The organism is Erythrobacter sp. F6033 (assembly GCF_023016005.1).
Lineage (GTDB): Bacteria > Pseudomonadota > Alphaproteobacteria > Sphingomonadales > Sphingomonadaceae > Erythrobacter.
The window spans coordinates 1,277,074-1,294,058 of the sequence record NZ_JALKAZ010000001.1; the positions used below are offsets into that span (position 1 = coordinate 1,277,074).

The 16,985-nt window shown below is 57.2% G+C and carries 15 protein-coding genes; 11 read left to right on the forward strand and 4 right to left on the reverse strand.

Annotation, left to right across the window (positions count from 1 at the left end):
• The first annotated feature begins 19 nt into the window (after positions 1 to 19).
• The 6 genes from dnaE to MWU39_RS06050 all read left to right on the forward strand — a co-directional run bounded on the left by dnaE (position 20) and on the right by MWU39_RS06050 (position 8,391).
• On the forward strand, positions 20 to 3,508 hold the full coding sequence (dnaE, locus tag MWU39_RS06025) for a DNA polymerase III subunit alpha (protein WP_247159104.1): 3,489 nt from the start codon (positions 20 to 22) through the stop codon (positions 3,506 to 3,508).
• A complete protein-coding gene (locus tag MWU39_RS06030) occupies positions 3,508 to 4,326 on the forward strand; it encodes a DUF4019 domain-containing protein (RefSeq protein ID WP_247159106.1) in 819 nt (272 codons plus the stop codon). The genes dnaE and MWU39_RS06030 overlap by 1 nt, the downstream gene beginning before the upstream one ends.
• A gap of 165 nt (positions 4,327 to 4,491) precedes the next feature.
• Positions 4,492 to 6,102 carry a long-chain fatty acid--CoA ligase gene (locus tag MWU39_RS06035; protein WP_247159107.1) on the forward strand — a complete coding sequence of 537 codons (1,611 nt, stop codon included), beginning with the start codon at positions 4,492 to 4,494 and terminating at the stop codon, positions 6,100 to 6,102.
• Positions 6,103 to 6,105: 3 nt separating this feature from the next.
• Positions 6,106 to 6,540 carry a DUF1330 domain-containing protein gene (locus MWU39_RS06040; protein WP_247159108.1) on the forward strand — a complete coding sequence of 145 codons (435 nt, stop codon included), beginning with the start codon at positions 6,106 to 6,108 and terminating at the stop codon, positions 6,538 to 6,540.
• A gap of 158 nt (positions 6,541 to 6,698) precedes the next feature.
• Positions 6,699 to 7,097: a hypothetical protein gene (locus tag MWU39_RS06045; RefSeq protein WP_247159109.1), complete on the forward strand. Its 399-nt coding sequence runs from the start codon at positions 6,699 to 6,701 to the stop codon at positions 7,095 to 7,097.
• A gap of 85 nt (positions 7,098 to 7,182) precedes the next feature.
• Complete coding sequence (locus tag MWU39_RS06050) at positions 7,183 to 8,391, forward strand: pyrophosphate--fructose-6-phosphate 1-phosphotransferase (RefSeq protein ID WP_247159110.1); 1,209 nt, start codon at positions 7,183 to 7,185, stop codon at positions 8,389 to 8,391.
• Between the two features lie 5 nt (positions 8,392 to 8,396).
• Here the strand turns inward: MWU39_RS06050 and MWU39_RS06055 are convergent, their stop codons facing one another.
• Positions 8,397 to 9,497, reverse strand: coding sequence for a PA0069 family radical SAM protein (locus tag MWU39_RS06055; RefSeq protein ID WP_247159111.1), 1,101 nt, complete (start codon positions 9,495 to 9,497; stop codon positions 8,397 to 8,399).
• A gap of 78 nt (positions 9,498 to 9,575) precedes the next feature.
• On the opposite strand from MWU39_RS06055, the gene MWU39_RS06060 reads away from it, so the two are divergent.
• The gene (locus tag MWU39_RS06060; RefSeq protein WP_247159112.1) at positions 9,576 to 10,088 is read left to right on the forward strand and encodes a YcxB family protein; all 513 of its coding nucleotides are present in this window, start codon (positions 9,576 to 9,578) and stop codon (positions 10,086 to 10,088) included.
• Here MWU39_RS06060 and moaB read toward each other — a convergent pair.
• Genes moaB through MWU39_RS06075 form a run of 3 tightly spaced genes read right to left on the reverse strand, consistent with a single transcriptional unit; the run spans position 10,085 to position 13,176 of the window.
• The gene (gene moaB / locus MWU39_RS06065) at positions 10,085 to 10,615 is read right to left on the reverse strand and encodes a molybdenum cofactor biosynthesis protein B (protein WP_247159113.1); all 531 of its coding nucleotides are present in this window, start codon (positions 10,613 to 10,615) and stop codon (positions 10,085 to 10,087) included. The genes MWU39_RS06060 and moaB overlap by 4 nt on opposite strands.
• A 12-nt stretch (positions 10,616 to 10,627) precedes the next feature.
• A complete protein-coding gene (locus tag MWU39_RS06070; protein ID WP_247159114.1) occupies positions 10,628 to 12,409 on the reverse strand; it encodes a lytic transglycosylase domain-containing protein in 1,782 nt (593 codons plus the stop codon).
• Positions 12,391 to 13,176, reverse strand: a complete 786-nt coding sequence (locus MWU39_RS06075) for a uracil-DNA glycosylase family protein (RefSeq protein ID WP_247159115.1) — start codon at positions 13,174 to 13,176, stop codon at positions 12,391 to 12,393. Before MWU39_RS06075 ends, MWU39_RS06070 begins: the two co-directional genes overlap by 19 nt.
• A gap of 103 nt (positions 13,177 to 13,279) precedes the next feature.
• Between MWU39_RS06075 and MWU39_RS06080 the strand changes: the two genes are divergently transcribed.
• The 4 genes from MWU39_RS06080 to MWU39_RS06095 all read left to right on the forward strand — a co-directional run bounded on the left by MWU39_RS06080 (position 13,280) and on the right by MWU39_RS06095 (position 16,953).
• Positions 13,280 to 14,926, forward strand: coding sequence for an electron transfer flavoprotein-ubiquinone oxidoreductase (locus MWU39_RS06080; RefSeq protein WP_247159116.1), 1,647 nt, complete (start codon positions 13,280 to 13,282; stop codon positions 14,924 to 14,926).
• Positions 14,927 to 14,994: 68 nt separating this feature from the next.
• Entirely contained in the window at positions 14,995 to 15,363 is a 369-nt protein-coding gene (locus MWU39_RS06085) for an Imm8 family immunity protein (RefSeq protein WP_247159118.1), read from the forward strand.
• Between the two features lie 58 nt (positions 15,364 to 15,421).
• Positions 15,422 to 16,234: a 4-(cytidine 5'-diphospho)-2-C-methyl-D-erythritol kinase gene (locus tag MWU39_RS06090; RefSeq protein ID WP_247159119.1), complete on the forward strand. Its 813-nt coding sequence runs from the start codon at positions 15,422 to 15,424 to the stop codon at positions 16,232 to 16,234.
• Entirely contained in the window at positions 16,231 to 16,953 is a 723-nt protein-coding gene (locus tag MWU39_RS06095) for an N-formylglutamate amidohydrolase (RefSeq protein ID WP_247159121.1), read from the forward strand. Before MWU39_RS06090 ends, MWU39_RS06095 begins: the two co-directional genes overlap by 4 nt.
• Positions 16,954 to 16,985: the final 32 nt, after the last annotated feature.

The following is a 16,985-nucleotide window of genomic DNA, read 5'->3' on the forward strand; positions in this document are numbered from 1 at the left end:
AGTTTCCTAAGTTGAACGGATGGCTTTTGCTCCGTTCATCCCGCTGCGCGTTCTGTCGTCCTATTCGATGCTCGAAGGGGCGATTGATCCGAAGGCGATTGCCAAGCTTTCGAAGGAGCGCGGTTTTCCCGCCATTGCGATTTGTGATCGCAATGGTCTCTACGGCGCGGTGCTGTTCGCGGGCGGGTGCAAGAGCGAGGGCGTGCAGCCGATAATTGGCACACTGCTGGGCGTGGCGCGCGATGAAGAGGGCAAGCAGGTCGATTACCTGCCGCTCTATGCGCAGGACGAGGCGGGCTATGACAATCTGTGCCACCTCGTTTCCAAAGCGCATCTGGATCGCCCGCTTGAGCTGGAACCGCATGTGCAGCTTGCGGATCTGGATGGGCATACGGACGGGCTGATCGCGTTGACGGGTGCGGGCGAGGGGGCACTCACCCGGCTCTTGGCAGAAGGGCAGACACCCGCAGCAGAGGCTGTGTGCGACACTCTGCAAAGGCTGTTTCCTGATCGCCTCTATATCGAGCTCGCCCGCAACGGCGATCCGGTATGCGAGCGCGCCGAAGATGAACTGATCGATTTGGCCTATGCTCGCGATCTGCCGCTGGTTGCGACCAATCCAGCAAACTTCGCAGAGCCGCACATGCACAAGGCGCATGACGCCATGCTGTGCATCGCCAATTCGACCTATGTCGAAAATGAAGATCGCCCGCGTTCGAATGCAGCGGCCTTTGTGAAGTCACACAGCATGATGAACGAGCTGTTCGCCGATCTGCCCGAAGCCATCGCCAATACGCTCGTCGTGGCGCAGCGCTGCGCCTATGCGCCGCCTTATCGCGATCCGATCCTGCCGAGCCTCGCCGGTGATCTCGAAGGCGAGGCCAAGATGCTGGCTGACCTGTCGAAGTCTGGCCTCGAAGCGCGGCTCGAACCTTATGGCGAGATGTCGGACGAGGATCGCAAAGTCTATTTTGACCGTCTCGATTACGAGATCGGCATCATCGTCAATATGGGTTTCCCGGGCTACTTCCTGATCGTTGCCGACTTTATCCAATGGGCGAAGGATCAGGGGATACCGGTGGGGCCGGGGCGTGGGTCGGGTGCGGGCTCGATTGTCGCATGGGCGCTGACCATTACCGATCTTGATCCGATCCAACTGGGTTTGCTGTTCGAGCGCTTCCTCAATCCCGAACGTGTGTCGATGCCTGACTTCGATATCGACTTCTGCGAGACACGGCGCGGCGAGGTTATCCGCTATGTTCAGCAGAAATACGGGGCGGATCACGTCGCGCAGATCATCACATTCGGTAAGCTGAAAGCGCGCGCCGTACTGCGCGATTGCGGGCGGATTTTGCAGATGAGCTATGGTCAGGTCGACCGGCTCACAAAAATGGTGCCGAACCACCCGACCGATCCGTGGACATTGCCGCGTGCGCTCAATGGAGCGTCCGATTTCAAGGCGGAATACACCAATGATAACGAGGTGAAACGCCTCGTCGATCTGGCAATGCAGCTGGAGGGTCTGCCGCGTAACTCCTCTACCCACGCCGCCGGTGTGGTTATCGGCGACCGTCCGCTATCGCAGCTTGTCCCGCTCTACCGTGATCCGCGTTCTGATATGCCGGTGACGCAATACGACATGAAAAATGTCGAAAGCAGCGGTCTGGTCAAATTCGACTTTCTCGGCCTCAAAACACTGTCTGTTTTGCGCAAAGCGACTGACCTGCTGGAACTGCGCGGAATTACGATCGATCTCGGCCTGCTGCCGCTCGATGACAAGTCCGTTTACGACCTTATGCAAGACGGTAACACGGTCGGCGTGTTCCAGCTGGAATCCGAAGGGATGCGGCGAACGCTGAAAGCGGTGAAGCCATCCAATTTCGGCGACATCATCGCGCTCGTTTCGCTCTATCGGCCAGGCCCGATGGATAACATTCCGCTCTTCGGTCAGCGTAAGGCGGGCGAAGTGCCGATCGAGTATCCGCACGAGAAGCTGGAGGGCATTCTCGCGGAGACTTACGGCATTTTCGTTTATCAGGAACAGGTGATGCAGGCCGCGCAGATCCTTGCCGGATACTCGCTCGGCGATGCTGACCTTCTGCGCCGAGCCATGGGTAAGAAGGTGCAGGCCGAAATGGACGTGCAGCGCGTCCGCTTTGTCGAGGGATGTAAGGAAGTCTCCGGCATCGAGAAGAAACAGGCCAACGAGCTGTTCGATTTGATCGACAAGTTCGCTGGTTACGGCTTCAACAAATCGCACGCCGCCGCCTATGCCTTGCTCGCCTATCAGACGGCGTGGCTGAAAGCGCATTATCCGGAGGAATTTTACGCCGCATCGATGTGTTTTGACCTTCACCAGTCGGAAAAGCTCAACATCTTTGTCGACGATGCGCGGCGTTACCCAAATGAGGAAGGCGGCGTTACCGTCCTGCCGCCGGACATCAATTCATCCGAAGCGCGCTTTACCGTGCAGCAGACCGACCATGGCTATGCGGTGCGATATGCGCTCGCTGGTATCCGCAATGTCGGTGAGAAAGCGATGGACGCGATTGTTGCTGAGCGAGAAGCAAATGGCCGGTTCGAGAGCTTGAAAGACCTGTGTGAACGCCTGCCGCAAGGTTCCATGAACCGGCGGCAATTGGAAGGCCTGATTTGTGCGGGCGCGCTCGACGGATTGGAACCGAACCGGGCCTTGCTGTTCGCGAACGCCGATATGCTGCTCGCGGTGGCTGATGCTGCCATGCGGGAGCGGTCTAGCGGGCAAGCCGGTCTGTTTGGCGGCGAAGATGCGCCCGATGACGATCTGCGCCTTCAGTCGACCGATGAATGGCCGCGCATCGAACAAATGGCGAAAGAACGCGAAAATTTCGGGTTCTATTTCTCCGCCCATCCGGTGCAACAATTCCGAGATGTTGCCTCCGCGCAAGGCGCGCGCACCTATCAAAGTCTGATGGAGGCGGGCGCTCCGGTCGGCGGGCGCAGCAGCGCGGTGGTCGCGGCGATGGTGGAGAGCGTGAACAAAGGCCGGACCAAACGCGGTGCTGAATTCATCCGCGCGGATTTCTCCGACACGTCCGGTCAATTTTCGGCGGCCTGTTTCGAAGAATCGCTGGTCGATAGTTTCCAAAAGTGGGCTGAAGACGCTGAATGTGTTCTGCTGACGGTTGAGTTGGACTCGCCCAATCCCGGCGAACCGCCGCGCTTGACTGTGCGTGGAGCAAAGCCGCTTTCCGCTGTGAGTGGCAGCACAAAAATGATGCTGCGCGCCGATATTCTGAGTGTTCAAGCTCTGAACGATCTCAAATTGGAACTTGGGACAGCCGAGCGCGCACCGGGTGAAGTCCTGCTAAGACTGGTCCTAGATGCAGATGAGGAGGCTCACGTCCACCTTGGCCACAACTTTGTGCTGGATGGCGATCTGGCTGAGCGGCTTGCCGAGGTCGAAGGGATCGAAAATGTCGAACTCGCTCCGGTGCGCGGTCGAGCCAACCTGAAACTCGTCGCGTGATGGCAGACGGTCTGACCGATCTTACGGATAAAGAGAAGGAAGCGCTGCGCCTGCTTCTCGCCGGTCACGACGCAAAGTCCAGTGCCGCGAAACTCGATCTTTCGGTCCACACAATCAATGACCGGCTGCGCAATGCACGCCGCAAATTGCATGTGTCCAGCAGCCGCGAGGCCGCAAGAATTTTGGGTGTCTCCGAGGGGATGGCCGAACCTGTGGACCCACAAAAATCTGCGCACACATCTTTCGGGATCGTCGAGACTGGCGACGGGCCCGATACTGCAGACCTTAACAACGCAGAGCAGAAAGGGGCTTCAGGTCTCAATTGGCTCGCAGGAGGAATGCTTATCATGTCTATCGTTATCGCAGCAGCAATCATCGGCGTCGTCTACACATCTGGCGGCGATGATACCGCGACAACCGTTCCCGCCACAGCGCAACCGTCTTCGCAATCATCTTCGTCTTCCGACACGCCGGTAGAGGCGGCCTCGCTCAAGCAGGCAAAAGCCTTTCTTGCTCCGGTCGATGCTGGCGACTGGAACAAGAGCTGGAATATAGCAGGCGACTTCTTTCAGGAGCAGATCACTGCTGCCGAGTGGGCGGAAAGAGTTTCTCCGGTGCGTAAACCGCTCGGTGCGGTGGAAGAGCGCCGACTCGTTTCGGCCCAGCAAGTGTCCACATTGCCTGGCGCACCGGAAGGGGATTATGAAGTGCTCCAATTTCAAACCAAATTTGCCAATCGCGAAGGTCTGGCGCTGGAAACCATGATGATGCTCAAAAACGGCAACAGCTATGATGTGACCGGATATTTTATCCAATAGTCATTGGGCCAATCCGAGAAGAACGGAATTTTGAAAGGGGGCGGCGCAATCCGCTCCCTTTTTTCATGCCCGAACCAGTTGCAGATCGAGACGATTGCCAATCCCCCCGCAGATGGGCATGAATGCAGGCAACATATCTGATCAGTCATTTGGAGAGAGACGACCATGATCGCAGGCAAGCTCGGCGCTATGCAAGAATTCACCATGCGCATCACCAGCGTGATCGACCACGCGGCGCGAGAGTCCGGAACGCGCGAGATTGTGACGCGCTGGGCCGATGGCAGCGAAACCCGCACCGATTGGGCCGGCATCCGCACTGATGCGTTGAAAATGGCGCAGGCTCTGCAAGCGCTCGGCATCCAAAAGGGTGACCGCGTTGCCAGCCTGGCGATGAACCATTCGCGCCACCTCGTCAGCTGGTACGGCGTCGCGGGCATGGGCGGGGTGCTCCACACGGTAAATCCGCGCCTGTTCGATGATCAGCTCGAATACATCGTCAACCATGCCGAGGATAAGGTGCTGTGTTACGACGCGATGTTCCAACCTATTGTGGACCGCATGAAAGAGCGCTGGACCACGGTTGAACACTACATCTGCTATGACAGCGGCGAGCATTCGCCAGCCTTTGAAGACTGGATTGGCGAGCAGGACGGCGACTTTGAATGGGTCACCGGCGAAGAGACCGATCCCTGCATGATCTGCTACACATCGGGCACGACGGGCAATCCGAAGGGTGTTCAGTATGAGCACCGCTCCACCCTGATGCACGCAATCGCTGGCCTTCAGCCGGCGGCGTTTAACTTCTCCAGCGCCTCTGTGATGCTGCCCGTGGTTCCGATGTTCCACGCGGCAAGCTGGGGCCTGCCCTATGCTGGCGCGATGGCTGGCATCAAGTTTGTGTTCTCCTGCGTCAATGATCCCGCCGTGCTGCACGAATTGATGCTGCGCGAGAAGGTGACGGACAGTGCAGGCGTGCCGACCGTATGGCTGGCGCATTTCCAATATTGCGACAAGGAAGGCATCGACCTGCCGCCGCTGAAAGCTGCAACCATTGGCGGTTCGGCTTGTCCGCGCTTTATGATCGAGCGCCTGATGAAGAACGGCACCCGTGTTCAGCACGCCTGGGGCATGACGGAAACGTCGCCAATCGGCACAGTTGGCGGGCCGACATGGGATTGGGAAGAGCTCACATTCGAGCAAAAGGTCGACAAGACCGCGATGCAGGGACGCCCGATCTTTGGCGTGGAACTGCGCACCGTCGATCTCGACGATATGGCAACCGAACTGCCGCGCGATGGCGAGACATCGGGCGCGCTGCAAATTCGCGGGCCGTGGATTATCAAGCGGTACTTCAAAGCCGAGAAAGACGCGGTGGACGCCGATGGCTGGTTCGACACTGGCGATGTTGGCATCATTCACCCGGATGGCACATTGCAGCTGACCGATCGCACGAAAGACGTGATCAAATCGGGCGGCGAATGGATCAGCTCCGTCGAGCTGGAAAACGCCGCTGTTGGTCACGATGGCGTAGCAGAGGCCGCTTGCGTGGGCATGTATCACCCGAAATGGGATGAACGGCCCGTACTGTTCGTGGTCCGCGCAGAAGGTTCCACGGTGACCGGTGATGAGATCGTCGAACACCTCAAGCCGCTCATCGCGAAATGGTGGTTGCCGGATGCCGTCGAATTTGTGGACGACATTCCGCACACGGCAACGGGCAAAATCTCCAAGAAAGACCTGCGCGACCGTTTCGCAGACTACAAATTGGATACGTAAGCAATGGCTCAATTCTACATTGACCCCTCAGCTTCCAATTTTCAGGCTTTCAAGGATCTGCCGCGTGATGAGCCGATCCATATGCTCAACCTGCTGCGATACCGGGATCATGCCGAGTATCCAGAGGGCCACGAACATCACGGCAATGGCTGGAGCGGGCGGCGTGCTTACGAGGAATACGGCAAAACGAGCGGCCCGATCTTCTCCCGCGTCGGCGGCGAGATCGTATGGCGCGGCGCGTTTCAGACGATGGTGACGGGGCCCGATGACAAGGAATGGCACGACGGCTTTGTCGCGCAATATCCCAATTCAGGCGCGTTCTTCGAAATGATCAAAGACCCTGACTACCAGTTGGCGGTGATCAACCGCACGGCGGCGTTGATCGACAGTCGCTTGATGCGGTTTGAGCCAGGCGAGGCTGGCGGGGGATTTGGGTGAGGCGGCTCTCAATTCTGCTTGGTCTTTTAGTTCTGGCCTGCAGTCCGACAGAAGCAGATTCTGATTCCGCTCTTCAGAATAAAGTGGATGCGCTCGCTATCAGTTGCCACTCTGACACTGATGACGTCTCGATTGAGCGATCAGGTAACTGTCTGGCTTTGTTACGTATTATTGACGCAGAGGTAGAAAACAGGCCGGTTTGCGACATGCTTGAACCGGACAATTGTCCCGATTTGGAAAGCAAAGCTGAGGGTGCGTCCGAGGCTTACACTCACGCAATCGCTAAGTCGCTTTGGTTGCACGGCAAACCATCTGATGATCTGCTTCGAAGTGTCAATGCCGACCCGAAAGGCCGCTTCGTTTTCGTGTATAGAGACCTCAAGATTATGGAGCAATTGTTTGAGCTTTGCCTAGAGATGGAGCGCGAACAGATCCGGACATCTTCTGTCCGCTCGAAAGACTCGATGCTGCAATTGGCGACTTCGTATTATCATCCTCCATTGAAGGAGGGACAACTCTGTTATCGTGAAGGCTATGGCGAGAGCTCCGAGACCTGATTGCATACCAAAATACAGCCCAAGCATACGTATCCCAGATCGCTCCGCTCTGGCCTAACCGTCCTTCGCTTGCCAATATACTCTCATGGCCAACGAAAAACCCAAAACAGTCGCGCTGCTCACCGCTGGCGGTCTTGCGCCGTGCCTTTCCTCTGCTGTGGGCGGGTTGATCGAGCGTTACACTGACGTCGCGCCGGATATCCGGATTATCGCCTACCGCAATGGCTATGCCGGATTGCTGACTGGCGATTGGGCCGAGGTGCCGGATCACGTCCGCGCCAATGCCGGGCGGCTTCATGCTTTTGGCGGCAGTCCGATTGGAAACAGCCGGGTCAAACTCACCAATGTCGAGGATTGCGTGAAGCGCGGTTTGGTCGCCGAGGAGCAAAATCCGCTTCATGTCGCCGCCGAGCAGTTGAGCCGCGACGGGGTGGATATCCTCCACACGATTGGCGGAGATGATACTAACACCGCAGCCGCCGATCTCGCCAAGTATCTTGAAGAGAATGATTACCCGTTGACCGTTGTCGGCCTGCCCAAGACGATCGACAATGATGTGATCCCTATCCGCCAATCTCTGGGCGCGTGGACCGCGGCGGAGCAGGGCGCGATCTTTGCGCGCAACGTAATCGCAGAACACACCGCCAATCCGCGCATGTTAATTGTGCATGAGGTGATGGGCCGCAATTGCGGATGGCTGACCGCAGCGACCGCTCGCGAACATCACAAATGGGCCACAAGCGCGCAATTCGCCGAATGGGAAGAAAACGCCGCAGCAAGATGGAACGTGCACGGCGTGTTCGTGCCAGAGCGGCCTTTTGACATCGCTTCAGAAGCAAAACGTCTGCGCACCATCATGGATGAGCAGGATGGAGTGAACCTGTTCATCTCGGAGGGAGCAGGGCTCAATGAAATTGTCGCGGCGATGCAAGCCGAGGGTGAAGAAGTCCCGCGCGATCCCTTTGGCCACGTACAACTCGACAAAATCAATCCAGGTAAATGGTTCGCGGAGAAGTTCGCTGCCGAGCTGGGCGCTGAAAAGGTCCTTGTGCAAAAGAGCGGATATTATTCGCGATCAGCACCCGCAAACGCAGCGGACCTTCGTCTTATCCGCGAATGCACAAATCACGCGGTCGGCGCGGCGTTGGCCGGGGAATCCGGCGTTGCGGGTCAGGACGAAGAGCGCGGTGACCAGCTGCGGACAATCGAGTTTGAACGGATCAAGGGCGGCAAAGCATTTGACGTCACGACGTCATGGTTTTCCGATCTGCTGCGCGAGATTGGCCAGGCCTAGGCCGTTTAAAACAGGCGCAATTGCCCACCGGTCTCCGGGCGTCTGAACTTTGAACAATCCAGTTCGAATTTGGGCGCCGTTTTCCCATGACCAATTCCGGCTTTCTTGCACGCAATCCTAAACCGTGCACGAAGCAAGTCAGCCCAAACTCCATTCGGGCGCATGCGCGTGAAGAAATTGGGATCGTTGTCACGGCCCCCTCTGATGGATCTGACAATGCTCATCACTTTTCCCGCGCGGTCCGGGTAGTGAACATCAAGCCATTCGCGAAACAATGGCGCAACCTCATGCGGCAAGCGCAGCGGTATCCAGCCCGCACTTTGCACGCCAAGTTGACCAACACGCGCGACGATCTCTTCCATGAATTCATCGGTAATGGCGGGGATGATTGGCGAGACCGAGCAATGCACCGGAACGCCCGCGCGCACCAATTCGTCCAATGCCACCAACCGTTTGGCAGGCGCAGCGCAACGCGGTTCCAATTTAGCCGAAAGCTGAGGGTCCATACTCGTAACTGAAATCGCAACCGCGACGAGGTTTTCGCAGGCCATTTGTTCCAACAAATCGAGATCGCGCAAGACTCGGTCAGACTTTGTCGTGATCGTCACTGGGTGGCGGGCATCAAGGCACACTTTGAGCAGTTGCCGCGTGATCGTGTAATCGCGCTCAATCGGTTGATATGGATCGGTGTTGGTACCCATCGCGATTGGGCGCGGTCGATATTTCGGCTTGGCGAGGGTTTCGCGCAAAAGCTGTGCGGCATTCGGTTTCGCGAACAGCTTGGTTTCGAAATCGAGGCCGGGTGAAAGATCGTGATAGGCGTGGGTAGGGCGGGCAAAGCAATAGACACATCCATGCTCGCATCCGCGATAGGCATTCACGCTCCGGTCAAACGGAACGTCAGGCGATTTGTTGAAGCTTAAGATCGTTTGTGCGTGTTCGTCGGTAACGGTCGTGCGGAGTTTAACCGGTGGGCCATCGAGCAAAGACATGTGATCGCGCCAGTCGCCGTCGACCTCACGTTTGGCCAAGCCAAAGCGTGTCGGTACACTCGCAGACTGCGCCCCGCGGCCCGAATTTTTAGTGTATACCGAGGATGCTCCCATTGCTCTGGCTATATATCGATTGGCGGAACAAAGAAAGAACATACCATTCTCTTTACCAATCGACGTTAGGGCGACGGGATGGTGAATCGCACAACCCAGTTTCGCATCAAGGAAGAGCACGCTCTCGCAGCCGCAAACCGTGTGGTCAGCCGCAAACTCAAGGTCCCACTATTGCCCGTGATATTCGTTGCATCTGGCGCTGGTTTGATAGGCCTGATGCTAGGTGAGGGAAGGCTTCTGGGGGAGTGGTTACCGTTATTGTCATGGTTGCTCCTAACATTGGCTCTTATCCTCGCGTCCATGAAGTTTTGGTCCATCCCCCGGCAGGCACGGCGATTGTATCGGCAGTCATCCCTGAAAGATGAAATGATCACGCTGGAATGGGACGAGGATGGTTTTTCGGTTGAAGGTAAGAGCGCCAAGTCAAAGGTCTTGTGGCCGCATCTGTTCGCATGGGATGAGCATGATAGCGTGATCCTGCTGTTGCAGAACGAGCTGACATATAACATTATACCCAGAACTACGTTTGATGACACGCAGCTAGCGGATTTGCGCGAATGCCTCGTAAAGTCCGGCCTGAAGCGGCTTTAGACTTCCCTCAATCGCGGCATCAACTCGACAAAGTTGCAGGGCCGATTGCGGCTGTCGAGTTGCTCCGCAAGGATACCGTCCCAGCCATCTTTTACCGCGCCGTTCGATCCGGGTAGGGCGAAGATATAAGTTCCCCTGGCGACGATAGCGCAAGCGCGTGATTGAACAGTGCTGGTGCCGATACTCTTGAAACTCAACCATCGGAACAGCTCGCCAAAGCCGGGAATGTCACGGCCATCCTTGATCCTGGATAAAGCCTCCGGCGTAACATCGCGGCCTGTCAGGCCTGTGCCGCCAGTGCTAATGATCGCATCTACCTGCGGATCGTCTACCCACGCCTCAATTTGTTGAGCCAGCAGCGTTGCATCGTCTTTGACAATGGTGCGTGCCGCAACGGTGTGACCTGCTGCGGTTACTCGCGCGGTCAGGATATCACCGGACGTGTCGTCTTCGACTGTTCTGGTGTCGGAAACGGTCAGGACTGCAATGTTGATCGGCGTAAATGTCTTGGTCTCGTCGATCGCCATGTGCGTTTTCCTTTACCGGTCCAGATAGGCTGACCGTGTCCTAACCGGCTGCGGAAAGCTTGGCCACTGCCCTTGGGCAAGCGCGCGGCGGCTGGGGCTTTCGACGCCCGCAGCGCGCTCATACATCCAGTAGTTGCGCATCACGATGGCGACATATCCGCGCGTTTCCCAATAGGGAATCGATTCCATCCAGAGCAGCGGATCGTTCTGGTCGTTGATCTCGTAATTCCAGCGCGTGATCGGGGTAAGGCCAGCGTTATAGGCCGCCATGATTTTCGGCAGCTTACCTTGTGTTGCCGAGCTGTCGCGCAGCATTTCAAGGTGCTGCTGTCCATATGCGAGGTTCACCTCTGGATCATTCAGGTCTGCATAGCTCGCGCCAAGATTGAGGCTGCGATTATGATCGCGTGCGGTGCCGGGCATGATTTGCATCAGACCGCGAGCATTCGCAGGGCTGACCGCGCCTGCACGGAAGTTTGATTCCTGAAGCGCGTGGGCAAAGGCGAGCGAAGGATCGACACGCCAGCCATTGCGCGGCTGCCAACGGGCAACCGGGAAACGCAAACTCATGTCGCTACGCTGACCTCGCGGTGCGTTGTGCGCCATAAACAGCTGAGTGGATGGCATCCCAAGTTCGCGCGCAAATCGAGAGAGAGCTTCGAAATCACTTGGGTCACCGACGCGGGCCTGATGACGGAGAACTTCGTCAGCCAAGGCTGGCCTTCCGATTTCGACCAAAGCGGCGGCGACTTGAACGTTGTATGTGTCGGCTATGCTTCGCCAGTCATTCTCAGTGAAGGGCTGCGGTGTTGCTGAACGCGCGAATTCGATACCAAGCTGGTCTGAAGCGAGCATGCCATAAAGCGTCTCGTCATATTGCGCTGCGGCTTCAAGATGACCCTGTGCCTGTCCGGGTTCGCGGCACCGCACCAAAGAACGGTGCGCCCAGTAATGCGAAGCCGCTGTTAGTTCGACATTGGTCGATTTTACCGCTGCGCTTGCAAAAGCTTCTCCAGCTAGAGCGCAATACCCCAGGCGCCATGCTGCAAGTCCGGCTACCCATTCGCCTTCTGCAACCCAGGCGCCACTTCCCTCGCTGACTGTTTCGGCCAGCTGCAAAGCAGCGGTATCGTTGTTCTCAATGTAGTAACTCCACGCCACTTTCTGGCGCCATTCAGCGCGCGCGGCGGAGCTGAGTTGTCCGTCGACTTCCATCAGGATCGCATGTGCGCCTGCGGGATCGTCATTCTTGATCGCGTTCAGGATGGAAGAGCGGGTCGAACTAGGCAGGCTTCCGTCTACGACCGAACGCGGCCTGATACGTTTTGGCGCGTATGGTTGGCGGCTAAAACTTTGCGCGCGGGGGAATGACGGAATGCTCGACAGACCACGTCGTACGCCCAAGCGGCCGAGTTGTTCTGACTGCGGAAGATGGGTGCCCAATGCAAACCAATCGGCGATTTGACCCGCGCTAACTTGCGGGCTGTTCGCATGAACATAAAATTCTGCAAGCGCCGTCTGGTAAAGCACCGAGCTGCGGTTCTTTTGCAGCCGCTCGCGAACCTCGTTCCAGTCTTGGCGATCCAAGGCGGCAAACAGAGCGGCGAAATGCTTGCGCTCTTTGTCGCTGAGAACTGTCGGAATGGAATCGCCCTGTGATGCGTCACCGCCATAATGCGCAGCCATGCTCTGACTTTGCGCAATTGCAGTTCCGCTGGTGAGGGTGGCAGAGGCCAGTCCAATTGCGATCATACCAGACCGCAGCATTTTCATCGTCATTTCCCGGCCGACCATTCAATCCATCTCCGCCAAAATCTGGCTTTTAGGCGGGGCATGGACATCATGGCATCCAAACCTTCGCTCATCAGAAGCGGCGTGTTTACGGACGTATGGTTGATTTCACGTAAAGAAGTAAATTCTTGTGACCGGTCGTGCCCAAAAAACGGTAAGATGTTGGCGCCAAATGCGATTACGCGTTTCGGTGCGACGAGTTGAATGTGCAGCGCGGTGACTGCATCCATTCCGCTTTGTGCGATCGAGCTCGTGTCGGCCATGGGGGTGTGACGGGGAAGGGCGGAGGCGACGTAAACTGATTCTTTGGCGAGCCCCATTGCAGCGAGCATATTGTTCAAAAGCTCGCCTTGCGGTCCGCTCAAAATCGTATCGCTGTCTCTCTCTTCCGGATCGCAAACCAGCACCATTGTTTCGGCATTGGCGTTACCTCTAGGTGCGATACGGCCTCTCGGCCCGATTGCATCCAGACCGGGTGCCTCCATCCAGAATGTGCGGAATTCTTCAAGCGAGGCTGGTGGCGAATCGCCGATCAGATCGATACGCTGAACCTTTGGCGCGCGCGTTTGTTCTTTTTCGGTTTTGGCCGCACCGCCGCTTTGCCCGCCGTCTTGCGGTTTTTTTGGTGGCGTAGAAGCGGCTTCGGCTGGCTCGTCTTCACTCAACCAAACCGTAGCGTCATCGGCGAAATCCATGTCCACGCCTGCATTGCGCCACCAGTCCATGGTAGCGGCCAAATCGCGGGCAAGTGGGTTGGAAATCGCGTTCATCCTATCAAAGGCAGGTCTTGACTGCGCAAACCCCAGTTAGCAAGTGGAACATAGATACAAAACGGCGCGGCATTCGCGCCTGAACCTTGGGATAGAAGAGCGCATGTCCGAACGTGAATCAATGCCTTGTGATGTCGTTATCGTCGGTGGCGGCCCAGCTGGCCTTTCTGCGGCGATCCGACTGAAACAGATCAACGAAGAGCTTGAAGTCGTAGTCCTTGAAAAAGGATCAGAAATCGGCGCGCATATTCTCTCCGGCGCGGTGGTCGATCCAAAGGCTCTGGACGAGCTGCTGCCCGATTGGCGCGACATGGATTGCCCGATGGCGGAAACGCCGGTGACGGATAACTGGCACTGGAACCTGTCGAAGAACGGCAAAACCTCGATCCCCCACATCATCATGCCGCCTTTGATGAGCAATGATGGCTGTTACACCGGATCGCTGGGCAACATGACCCGCTGGCTTGGCGAGCAGGCCGAAGGGCTAGGCGTGATGGTATTCCCGGGCTTCCCGGCGAATGAAGTGATGTTTGACGATGATGGCAATGTTCGCGGCGTGATTACGCAGGATATGGGCATCGCGGCTGATGGTTCGCGAAAGCCTGACTTCCAACCCGGCATGGAAATCGAAGCGAAATACACTTTGTTTGCCGAAGGCGCGCGCGGTTCGCTGACCAAGGAGATGAAGGCCAAGTTCGACCTTGAGGCGAATTGCGAGCCTCAGGTCTATGGCCTCGGCATCAAAGAGCTTTGGGATATTGATCCATCGAAGCACGTTCCGGGCCGTGTGATCCACACACAGGGCTGGCCACTTACCGAAAGCGACAGCTGGGGCGGGGGCTTCCTTTATCATCAGGCGAACGGTCAAGTCGCACTCGGCTTTGTTACTGCACTCGATTACAAAAACCCGTGGGTCTCGCCCTATCAGGAATTCCAGCGCTGGAAGCAGCACCCTGCGATCCGCGAATATCTCGAAGGCGGCAAACGCGTTGCATACGGCGCGCGCGCGATCAACGAAGGCGGCTGGCAGTCTGTGCCGAAGCTCGCCTTCCCGGGCGGCGCGCTGATCGGTTGTGCGGCTGGTTTCGTAAACGTACCGCGCATCAAAGGCAGCCACACCGCTATGAAAAGCGGCATGTTGGCCGCAGAAAGCGTCGCGGCGGCGATTGCGGCTGGTCACGAAAAGACGGAAGTTTCCGACTACGAGACAAACCTGCGCTCCAGCTGGATCGCAGATGAGCTGAAACTGGTTCAGAACGCTGAGCCGGCTGTTGCGAAATATGGCGGCGATATCGGCACAATGTTGGCCGGCGTCGATATGTGGATGCGCACGCTCAAGATCGGCCTGCCCATTTCTATGAAGCACCATGCCGATTACACCATGACAGGCCGCGCCGATCTGTATCCGAAGATCGACTATCCGAAGCCCGATGGCGAGATCAGCTTTGATCGCCTGACGAACGTCGCGTTCAGCTACACCAACCATGCCGAGGACCAGCCGGTCCACTTGCAGGTGCAGGACATTACGCTTCAGGAAAACAGCGAGCTTGAGGTCTTTGGTGGACCATCATCGCGCTATTGCCCGGCAGGTGTGTACGAGTGGGTTCAGGAAGAGGGCGCGGAGCCCAAATTCGTGATCAACTCGCAAAACTGCGTCCACTGCAAAACCTGCGATATCAAAGACCCGAACCAGAACATCAACTGGGTCACACCAGAAGGTGGCGGCGGGCCTAACTACCCTAATATGTAGGGGAAGTTGGTTTGCGTTCGCTAACGACGCTATTGCGCGCACTAGTCTTCAAGGGCGAACCTCGAAATATGAATAACTCGAAGATTCAACCGGAACTTCGCTCCTTGACCGGCCAGATTGATGAGGACCTTAACGATCTCGCTCCGGTTTCGGGCAGTTTCTCGCATACTCTTCGCGCTGAGATCGGAGTTAGGGGAAAGGAGGGGGCTGATGTGTTTGAGTTCGATGTGTGCTCCCCAGAATGGCTTGATAGTGAGTTGAATTTCTATTCTGTTCTCCCAGGCGGTCCGCGTCTCATCACAAGGAGGTTCGATCCTGAGGTAATCGAGAATTACGTTCGGAAACGGTTGATGCATGCAACTGGCCCTGATTGGGCGACAGTCGCTACTAGGATTGGACAATGGTCACGTTGGGAATTCGAGGACTACAACAAGTGACCTCGGCTGCCGAACCAATTGCAGACATTCGCAAGAATCCATTTTTTGAGCGCGTTTCGTGACCATCACCGAAACAGCCTACGCCAAAATCAACCTTGCGCTGCATGTCCGCAGGCGCAGGGACGACGGCTATCACGAGCTTGAGACGCTGTTTGCCTTTGTGGGTGCAGGCGACACTCTGAGCGCCCACGCGGCGGATCAGGACCGTGTGAGTACCGTTGGCGAGTTTGCGGGCGGGATCGACAATCCATTTGACAATCTGGTGAGCAAGGCGCTTGGCCTGCTGCCCCGTTCTGGCGGTCTCGACATTACACTGGAAAAGAACTTGCCCGTTGCGGCTGGTCTGGGCGGCGGGTCTGCTGACGCGGGCGCGCTGTTCCGCATTGTCGAGCAAGCACACGGCCTCCCCGATGATTGGCAGGAACGCGCGGCAAAGCTGGGCGCGGATGTGCCATGCTGTGTGCGCAGTGAAACCGTTGTCGGAAGAGGCACAGGCACCGAGCTCGAACCCATCGAAAGCGATCTGGGCGGAATGGCTGTGTTGCTCGTCAATCCGCGCGTGCCCGTTTCCACTGGCCCTGTGTTCAAGGCGTGGGATGGCAAGGATCGCGGCGCGCTGCCCGAAGGAAACGCCCGTCAAATCGCTCAATCCGGGCGCAACGATCTGCGCGATCCGGCAATTCAGATATGCCCGCAAATTGCCGATGTTCTGACCGAGCTTGAGCGCGATAAGCCTTGGAAGTTTGAAATGTCGGGATCAGGGGCCACATGTTTCGCATTGTATGACAACACCGCAGCGCGCGATGAAGCCGCGCGCCGGATCGCAGGGGCGCATCCGGACTGGTGGCAAATGACAGGGAAACTTAGATGATCGATGGCGTTCCATACCGGCAAGTCGGTGAACCCAGGCGCGGCGGGCTTGTCTGTGTAGCCGATCATGCATCCAATTTTGTGCCGGATGATATCTCGCTCGGCCTTGCGAGGGGCTTGATCGACAGCCACATCGCGGTTGATATCGGTGTTGCGGGCGTCGCAGAACGCATGGCGAGGCGGCACAATATCCCAGCGCATCTGGCCGAGGTCAGCCGCCTCGTCGTCGATTTGCACCGGGAGGAGGATCACCCCGGCGTTGTGCCGACGACAAGCGACGGGCATTTGATCCCCGGCAATATCGGTGCCGATCTCGAGGGACGGCTCAAGACCTACTATCGCCCTTATCACGACGCGCTGGAAAAGTGGCTGGACGATGCTGCGCCCGAACTTATCATCTCCTTGCACAGTTTCACGCCAAAACTTGAAACGAGCAATGAAGAGCGGCCATGGGAAGTTGCGCTGCTTTACAACACGGACGATCGGGCCGCGCGCCACGCGATCCGCTTGTTTGGCGAGCTTGGGCTGAATGTCGGCGATAACGAGCCTTACTCTGGCACAGAATTGAACGCGACGATGAACCGCCATGCGGAGGCAAAGGGGCGGCATTACTGCGCAATCGAGGTGCGTCAGGACCTGATCGGAACCCGCGCAGAACAAGCTCGGTATGCCGCAATGATCGCAGACGTATGCGGAAGGGTTGCGCTCGCGCTCGACTAACGGCAGTGCTGTTTCCCAGATAGAGCCTTACG